Source organism: Rubidibacter lacunae KORDI 51-2 (assembly GCF_000473895.1).
GTDB classification, from domain to species: Bacteria; Cyanobacteriota; Cyanobacteriia; order Cyanobacteriales; family Rubidibacteraceae; genus Rubidibacter; species Rubidibacter lacunae.
The window spans coordinates 1-8,294 of the sequence record NZ_ASSJ01000077.1 but is presented as its reverse complement, the minus strand read 5'-3'; the positions used below and the strand labels follow the sequence as shown (position 1 = coordinate 8,294).

Sequence of the window (8,294 nt, the reverse complement as noted above, 5' to 3'; positions counted from 1 at the left end):
ACCTCGGATGCCTCAGCGAAATGGCTAAAGTCGAGCTTAGAGGCCATTTGAAAAGTTCAGGGAGGTATCAAATTACGCCAGCCATCTGAAGCATCAGTCGGATCATCGCAATCCGAATCATCGTCTCTGATGACTCCGGCAGGTACTCGTAGTCCACGTTCAACCGCCGATACCAACACCATCAGCCAAACGTGCGCTCCACTACCCACCGCTTCTGCAGCAACACAAATCCCTTCGCCGCTTCCGGTCGCTTCACCAGCAACACAATGCACAGGCAGGTATCCATCACCCACTGCAGAAACGGCTGACCGCTGTAGCCCCCATCCACCCACACCAGGCTAATCCGCCCCACGCGCTCCCCCAAGCGATGCAGCCGCTGCAGCACTTGCTTGCCACCCTAGCGCTCCGGCACGCTCACCGCTGTCACCGCCACGCACATCAGCAATCCGAGGGTGTCCACCACAGTATGACGCTTGCCCCCTTTAGTTTGCTTCGCTTTGTCGTAGCCGACAGCGCGCGCCACCATCGGCGCAGTGGGCACACTCTGGCTGTCGAGCACCACCTCTGACGGGGTCGGGTCGCGACCGTCCGCAGCACGGGTGCGGTCGCGCAGGTAGTCGTGCAAGCGCTGCCAAGTACCGTCGAGACGACAGTTACGGAAGTAGGTGTAGACGGTTCCAGTAAGAGGGAAATCGCTCGGGAGGTCTTGCCACTTACAGCCTTGGACAACCAGGTAGAGGATAGCGTTAAGGACGGCGTTAAATGAGATGCTGCGGGGGCGACCGCCGGATTTGGCAGCTGGGAGCAACGGCTCGATGAGCGCGAACTGGTCGGGAGAGAGATTGCTGGTGTAGTTTTTGGGCATAGCTCACACGGTGCTGTCGTTTCAGTATCAACAGCGTGGACCGTGTGAGTTTTCTAACATCGGATGAGGACTTTTCAAATGGCCTCTGAGTTGAAAGTCGCGAAAGCGGACGTTGAGAGGAAGTTGATACCAAATGCGGGAAAATGTGATACGAGTAGTAGGTTTCAGGTTCGCGAGATGAGTCATCATGCCGGGAGAGCTCCACATCGATATCGCCGAGTCCGATGAAGAACTGCGCTCCCTCCTTCTCTCGACCTCCAATGCCCGAGTCAAGGAAAAGCTGCAGGCTCTCTACTGGCTCAAGTGAGGGCATGCTTCCCAAGCAACCCAGGTTGCCAGCCTCCTCGGACGTACTCGCGTCACCGTCTCGCGCTGGCTCAGGGACTACCGTGGTGGCGGCTTGAGCGCTCTCACCGAGCCCAAGCGCGCTCCGGTCGCCCGCCAGCGATCTCTGGCGATGCCCTCGCCCAATTGCAGCAAGAGCTCCATAACGAGCGCAGCTTCTCCAGTTATGTGGAAGTCCAGACCTGGCTCGAAGCCGTCTGGGACCTGAAGCTGTCCTATTCCACCGTCCATGACACCGTGCGCTACCGCCTCGGGGCGAAGCTGAAGGCGCCGCGTCCCGTCGACGTCAAGCAAGACGCCGATGCCGTGGATGAGTTTCAAAAAAACTGCCCGAGCGTATTGCCCGGAAACTGAAGAGCCGGGTCGAAGCGGTGGTGGACTACGAGTGGGTGCGTTACTGGTACCAGGACGAGAGCCGCTTTAGATTGCACACCGAGACCGGGCGGGTACTGATCGCTCCTGGGGTGAAGCCGGTGGGGGAGGTGCAGTGGAGCTTCCAGGCGCTCTGGTTGTACGGAGCGGTGGAGCCGATGACGGGGGAAAGCTGCTTCTGGGAGTTCAGCCATCTCGACAGTCGGTGTTTCGAGAAGTACCTGGAGCAGTTTGCAGCGGCGTATCCGCGGGACCTGCACGTGATGCAGGTCGATGGAGCGGGAGCGCACCGAGCGGGAGCACTGCAAGTGCCGGAGAACGTAATATTGCTGTTTCAGCCGGCTTACAGTCCCCAGGTGAATCCAATCGAGCGGTGCTGGGAATGGTTAAAGAGTTGACTGAAGTGGCTGACCTGCGGTGCCTTGGAGGAACTCCGAGAGAAGGTCAGGACGCGACTGCAGCTGGCGGGACGGGACCTCATCGCCTCGCTGACCGGGTGGCGGTGGCTCATCGACCAGCTATCCGTGTCAGGACTTTGAGGAATTGGTATGAGAGGGGAAATCGAAGGGAAGTGTTTGTGCACTCAGTCATGGCAGAATAGAACTTAGAAAACGTGGAAAGCCCGATACTACCAAGGTTTCGGGCTTCCTTTTCTTACTTTTCGTGAATAATCCAGGCTAGCGCGGGTCGCTGTCGATCTGGACCATCCATTGCGCTGCCCTGGCGAGCACGAGTGGACGATCGAGGAGTTGACCGTTGGGAAAGGGTACTTCGGTGCCTTTGCCGCGGTCGGGGACGGATGGCATTGCCATCACTTCCGGATGCGTTGAATTTCAGAATATAGGCGATGCATAGGCGATCGTGCTGTCAGAGGGAGGAACCCCTACCCGCGCCTTATTCCGATGCACCCACTTGGCCTTGAAAGTTGCTCATTATCCACTTGGACAAGTGCCGAACATGCGGATGCTTGAGCGCTGTCATGTGGTTGCCCGGACCATGCCAGGACAAAAGCTCTGGGGCCCACAAGCGCCATGCCTCAACGCTGTTCGCAAATAATTTGGCATTGGACGATTCAGGAAGCTTGGGATTGCTCATTAATATCAAACCGGTCCGTCCTGGGTACGGCCTTGCCGGTTGATATTTCGTCCTGAGCGCGGTTCCAAAGGAGCGAACGACTCCTTGCAGGTCTTGTGACTTGGAACGTGCCGGCATCAAACCGTGCTGAAGAAGACTCTCATGCAAGCGGCCGATTTGCCGCTCTGCATCGAGCTGCGCCAATTCAGCGGGCTCTATCCCAAGCGAACATTCTCCAGCTTGTTCGTAGATCCCAATCAATTTCGTCACGATTTCGGTGCGTGTGTACTCGCTTACTCGATCCCCGTGTTGCTTCGGTGCTTCGCTGTCGATCAAGGTGAGCGACTCAGCTGGGCAGCGGAGTTCCAGCAGCTCCAGGGCAATCTGGAAAGCAATCCAGCCTCCAAAGGAATGACCGAGTAGATGGACAGGTCCGTCAGGGCAGACCGTTCGAATTGCCTCAAGGTAGCATCTGGAAGCGGCCCGAACGCTCGCGTGTGGCACACGCTGGCCGTCCAGTCCGCGTGGTTGCAGACCATAGATGGGACAGGACTCATCAAGGGCATTTGCAAGCGGCGCAAAGCCAGCAACATTGCCGCCTGCCCCGGGGATGCAGAAGACCGGAATTTGCCCCATCTGGCCAGTTTGAATGGTCACCAGCGGATCGTAACTCCGCCCCTGTCTGTAAACCCGCTGATCCAAATCCTTCAGAGACTTGGAAACAGATGCCCCAAGGCAGGAAATATTAGGAGGGTCCATCATCGTCCAGTGATTTCCAGGGACCGAAACGAAGTGAATATGCTCTTTTGAGATGACAGTATCCCAACCACCCGAACGGCTAACCAGGGTACCTTCGATAGCTGCAAAAAGGTGCATGGGGATTGGGATTGGTTGAATATGATATTGGTGCATGGCTTGTTCATATGCATACATGCGGGAGATGTATTGTCGAACCTCATCTTGGTGTAAAGGGCTCTCTATATCATTCAGTGCTATCGGTATGCCGCGCCTTGCGGCAATTGCCGCAAGATGCAGGAGAACGTGTTTGTCTTTGATAATTCGCCGCAGATAATCCTCTTCCGAACTGGCAGGTTCTAACGACTGCGGGCAATTGATATCGAAGAGGCCGAGGAATGCGACCTGGTCATCATTGCCGATCATCTGGGTAGCGACTTCGTAAGCAAGCAAACCGCCGAACGACCATCCTGCGATGTAGTAAGGTCCTTGCGGCTGCACCATTTTGATCGAGTCCAGAAAATGGGCGGCTATGGCCTCGATCGTGCAAAGAGGCGTGCTCAAATCACCGTGATTAGTCAGTCCGTAGACAGGTATATCTGCATCGATATGACGGGTAAGTTCGAAGCCATAGATGACTTCACCACTGCCCTCCTGGAAAAGGAATAGAGGAGGTTTGGTTCCTTCCGCGCGAAACGCTGTTATTCCCCGATCTAGCAGGCAGTGCTGACTATTAAGAACGTCCGCAAAGGCAATGACGGTTGGTCGAGCAAAAAGCTTCGCTAGTGGAACCTCTTTCCCGAGCGCCTCGGGCAATCGTGCAATCATCTGCACGGCCAGGAGCGAGTGACCGCCCAGGTCGAAGAAGTTGTCGTGGCGGCCGACTCGTTCGACCTCGAGCAGCTGCGACCAGATCCGTGCCAGCGTTTCCTCCACTCCCCCTTCAGGGGCTTCATAGATTCGCCGGACATAGGCCGCTCCGTCCGGGTTCGGAAGCGCCCGTCGGTCCAGCTTACCGCTCGCCGTCAGCGGAAACGCGTCCATCAACACATAGGCCGAAGGGACCATCCACAACGGCAGATGCCGTGCTGCATGGTCCCGGAGCGCCTGCGCATTCACCCCAACACTTCCCCTGTCAGCACTATCCTTGTCCGCAACTACATAGGCCGCAAGGGACGTGTCACCCTCGCTCCCCGAACCGCGCGCAACCACAACCGCAGCTCCCACACCCGCATGGGCGCTCAGGCACGCCTCGATCTCGCCTAGCTCGATCCGGTGGCCCCGGATCTTCAACTGGAAGTCCCGGCGGCCCAGATACTCGATCGTCCCATCTGCCCGCCAGCGCCCCAGATCGCCCGTCCGGTAAAGCCGGGCATCGGGATCGGTGCTGAACGGGTTGGCAATAAACCGAGCCGCTGTCAGGTCAGGGCGATTCAGGTAGCCGCGCGCAACTTGAACGCCGCCAATGTAAAGCTCACCCGTCACACCCACAGGAACGGGACATCCCCGACCGTCGAGAATGTAAACCTGAGTGTTGGCAACAGGACGCCCGATGGGAACGCCCCCGCCCTCGAACCCGGCCGGACAGGTCCAGGATGTGACAACCACCGCCGTCTCGGTCGGGCCAAACAGATTATGAAGACCTGCTGACGGGAACCGCCGCCCCGCCCCCTGTAGCAGCGAAGCGGACAATGCCTCACCGGCACATATTACATGCCTGATGCTCTTGCAGGCATCGGCACTCAGACGATGCGCCAGAAACGCCTCCAGCATCGACGGGACAAATTGGAGTATGGTAACCCCAGTCTCGCGGATAATGTCCGCCAGATAGGCTGGGTCCTTGTGACCCTCCGGACGGGCGAGCACCAGCCGAGCCCCGCACATCAGCGGCACGAAAATCTCCCACACGGAGATGTCGAAGCCAAGCGGGGTCTTCTGCAGCGTCACATCGTCCCCGTTCTGGGCGAAGGCCTCTTGATACCAGAGCACCTGGTTCACGATGTTGCCGTGTTCGACCATGACGCCTTTCGGCTGTCCCGTGGACCCGGAGGTATAGATCGCATAGGCCAGGTTCCGGGGTGTGAGAGCCCCGCGCTCCAGGTTCGTCGCCGGCTGCTCGCGCCAGCCTTCCGTACCTGCCAGATCGACTCCCTGGGTCCCGGGACAGGCATGGCAAAGCTTCACAATTAGGTCAGCCGCCACGCTGCCGTCATGCAACAGCACCTGCAGGCCGCTGTCTTCCAGCATGAAGCGCAGCCGCTCCACAGGATAAGCAGGGTCCAAAGGCACATAGGCTCCGCCCGCCTTCAGCACAGCCAGAAGCCCCACCACCATCTCAAAGCCACGTTCTACGCAAATACCAACAAGACCGTCTGGACCCACCCCCAGAATCCGCAGATGATGCGCAAGACGGTTGGCCCGCTCATTCAGAGCGCCATAGCTCAGCTCCTCGCCTTCAAAGACCAGCGCCACGGCTGACGGGTCCTTTGCAACCTGCGCCTCGAACAGCTCGTGCAGGCAGATTCCTTCCGGATAAGCCACTGCGCTTGCGTTCCACTCTTCAACAACAAGACGGCGCTCGTCCGCAGCCATCAGTTCGAGATCGTGACAGGGACGGGTTTCCACCGCCATTCCCTTCAAAAGCCGCTGCCAGTAATCTAGGTAGCGCCCGATCGTCGCTCCCTCGAACAACGATCGGGCGTAAACCAGGCTGCCCTCGATCCCCCCGCTGTTCTCCCTCAGCGACAGGGTAAGATCGAACTTGGCACTGGTGTCCTCACCCCCCTCAAGGTCCGTTACCGACAATCCGGCAAGCCCAGGTGAGGCTGCGGGTGCGTTCTGCCAGATCAACATGGTCTGGAACAAAGGTGCATGCGACAGGCTGCGCTCCGAACAGACCAGATCGACCACCTGCTCGAACGGAATATCTTGACGATCCTGCGCCGCCAGGCTCCCGGCCTTCACCCGCAACAGCAGCTCGCCAACACTGGGCGAGCCGGACAAATCCACCCGCAGCGCGATCGTATTGACAAAGAACCCGATCGAGTCTTCAACACTCCTGTGGCGCCGGTTCGCCACCGGCGTGCCCACCACCACATCCTCGCTCCCGCTCAGCCGTGACAGCAGCAAGGCCCAGGCGGCCAGGAGCGTCATGTGCAGGGTCACACCGTGGCGCTCGCTCAGCGCCTTCAGACTGCGGGTCAGCGCTTCATCCAGAACGACAGTCCGCGCCGCCCCACGATAGTCCTGCTGTGGCGGCCGCGCGCGATCGCCAGGCAGCTCGAGCAGCGCCGGCGCGTCGGCCAGGGTCTCGCGCCAGTAGTCCGCCTGGTCGTGCAACACCTCGCCGGACAGCCATGTCCGCTGCCAGCTGGCATAATCGGCGTACTGCACCTCAAGGGGCGGAAGCGGATCGGACTCGCCACGGGCAAACGCCCCGTACAACGCCCCCAGCTCCTTGAGGAAAATACCCAAGGACCAGCCATCGGAGACAATGTGATGCATGCTGACCAAAAGTGCATGATCGTCTTCGCCGAGCTGAACCAGACGCCCCCGGATAAGAGGGCCAGCCTCAAGATCGAACCCGGTTCGACTATCCAGCCCGGCAAGACGGACAAGCTCCGCCTCGGGGTCGCCGGCCTCCCGCAGGTCCGTCAGCTCAAGCGCAAAGCCCGCATCGGCCGGATAGATCCGCTGTTCTGGGACCCCGTCCACCGAAACAAACCGCGTGCGCAGCACCTCGTGACGGGCAACGATCCGGTCCAGGGCCTGTTCGAGCGCCGGACGGTCCAACTGCCCCTGCAGCCGCGCACCCCCTGAAATCACATAAGCCTCGCCCGCTCGTTCGTCTAATTCGGACAGGAACCACAAACGCTGCTGCGCGAACGACAAAGGCAACCGGGCGCTACGGTCCACGGGGGCGATCGGCGGCATGGTGGACCGCCCCGCCGCTTCGAGTCCGGCGGCAAACGCCCTCAACACGGGATTGGCAAAAAGATCCTTTACGGTAACCTCTTTCCCGAGCGTCTCGCGCAGTCTTGAGATCGTCTGGACGGCCAAAAGCGAATGACCGCCGAGGTCGAAGAAGTTGTCGTGGCGACTGACCTTTTCAACCCCCAGTAGCTGCGACCAGATCCGCGCCAGCGTCTCCTCCACCGCCCCTACAGGTGCCTCGTAAGTCTGCCGGACATAAGCCTCTCCATCCGGGGTCGGAAGTGCCTGCCGGTCCAGCTTGCCGCTCGCCGTCAGCGGAAACGCCTCCATGAGCACGTAGGCCGAAGGAACCATCCACGACGGCAGATGCCGCACGACATGGTCCCGGAGCACCTGCGCATCCAGCCCAACACCGCCGTTGTCAGCACCATCCATGTCCGCAACCACATAGGCCGCAAGGGCCGTACCGCCGTCACTCTCCGAACCGCGAGCGACCACAACCGCATCGTCCACACCCGCATGGGCGCGCAGGCACGCCTCGATCTCGCCAGGCTCGATTCGGTGCCCCCGGAGCTTCACCTGGAAGTCCCGGCGTCCTAGATACTCGAGCGTCCCGTCTGCCCGCCAGCGCCCCAGATCCCCCGTCCGGTAAAGCCGCGCATCGGGATCGGTGCTGAACGGGTCGGGGACAAACCTTGCTGCTGTCAGGTCGGAGCGGTTCAGATAGCCACGCGCAACCTGAACGCCGCCAATGTAAAGCTCCCCTGTCACACCCACAGGAACGGGACACCCCCGGCCGTCAAGAATGTAAATCTGAGTGTTGGCAACTGGGCGCCCAATCGGCGGTATTCGTAGCTTCGAAAGTGGATCGCCAGCAGCAAACCTGTGATACGTTGCGTCGGCAGTAATTTCAGTAGATCCATAAAGATTGACAAAGGTGCATGTTGGCAGAGCTGTCCGCAATTGAGTC

The 8,294-nt window shown here is 59.6% G+C and carries 4 protein-coding genes and 2 pseudogenes; 2 read left to right on the top strand and 4 right to left on the bottom strand.

Annotated features, from left to right (window positions below; all coding sequences use genetic code 11):
* Positions 1–67 precede the first annotated feature (67 nt).
* Positions 68–865: pseudogene (locus KR51_RS14085) on the bottom strand (IS5 family transposase).
* 303 nt (positions 866–1,168) lie between these two features.
* On the opposite strand from KR51_RS14085, the gene KR51_RS21430 reads away from it, so the two are divergent.
* Complete coding sequence (locus tag KR51_RS21430) at positions 1,169–1,564, top strand: winged helix-turn-helix domain-containing protein (protein ID WP_022608723.1); 396 nt, start codon at positions 1,169–1,171, stop codon at positions 1,562–1,564.
* Positions 1,565–1,584: 20 nt separating this feature from the next.
* On the top strand, positions 1,585–1,980 hold the full coding sequence (locus KR51_RS14075; protein ID WP_232214623.1) for an IS630 family transposase: 396 nt from the start codon (positions 1,585–1,587) through the stop codon (positions 1,978–1,980).
* 279 nt (positions 1,981–2,259) lie between these two features.
* On the opposite strand, the gene KR51_RS21035 is transcribed toward KR51_RS14075, so the two are convergent.
* From KR51_RS21035 to KR51_RS21105, 3 genes and pseudogenes are all read right to left on the bottom strand, one after another.
* Positions 2,260–2,394 carry a hypothetical protein gene (locus KR51_RS21035; RefSeq protein ID WP_269634917.1) on the bottom strand — a complete coding sequence of 45 codons (135 nt, stop codon included), beginning with the start codon at positions 2,392–2,394 and terminating at the stop codon, positions 2,260–2,262.
* A gap of 82 nt (positions 2,395–2,476) precedes the next feature.
* On the bottom strand, positions 2,477–8,101 hold the full coding sequence (locus KR51_RS14070) for a non-ribosomal peptide synthetase (protein WP_051358221.1): 5,625 nt from the start codon (positions 8,099–8,101) through the stop codon (positions 2,477–2,479).
* 3 nt (positions 8,102–8,104) lie between these two features.
* A pseudogene (locus KR51_RS21105) lies at positions 8,105–8,287 on the bottom strand (AMP-binding protein); the annotation flags it as partial.
* Between the last annotated feature and the right edge of the window lie 7 nt (positions 8,288–8,294).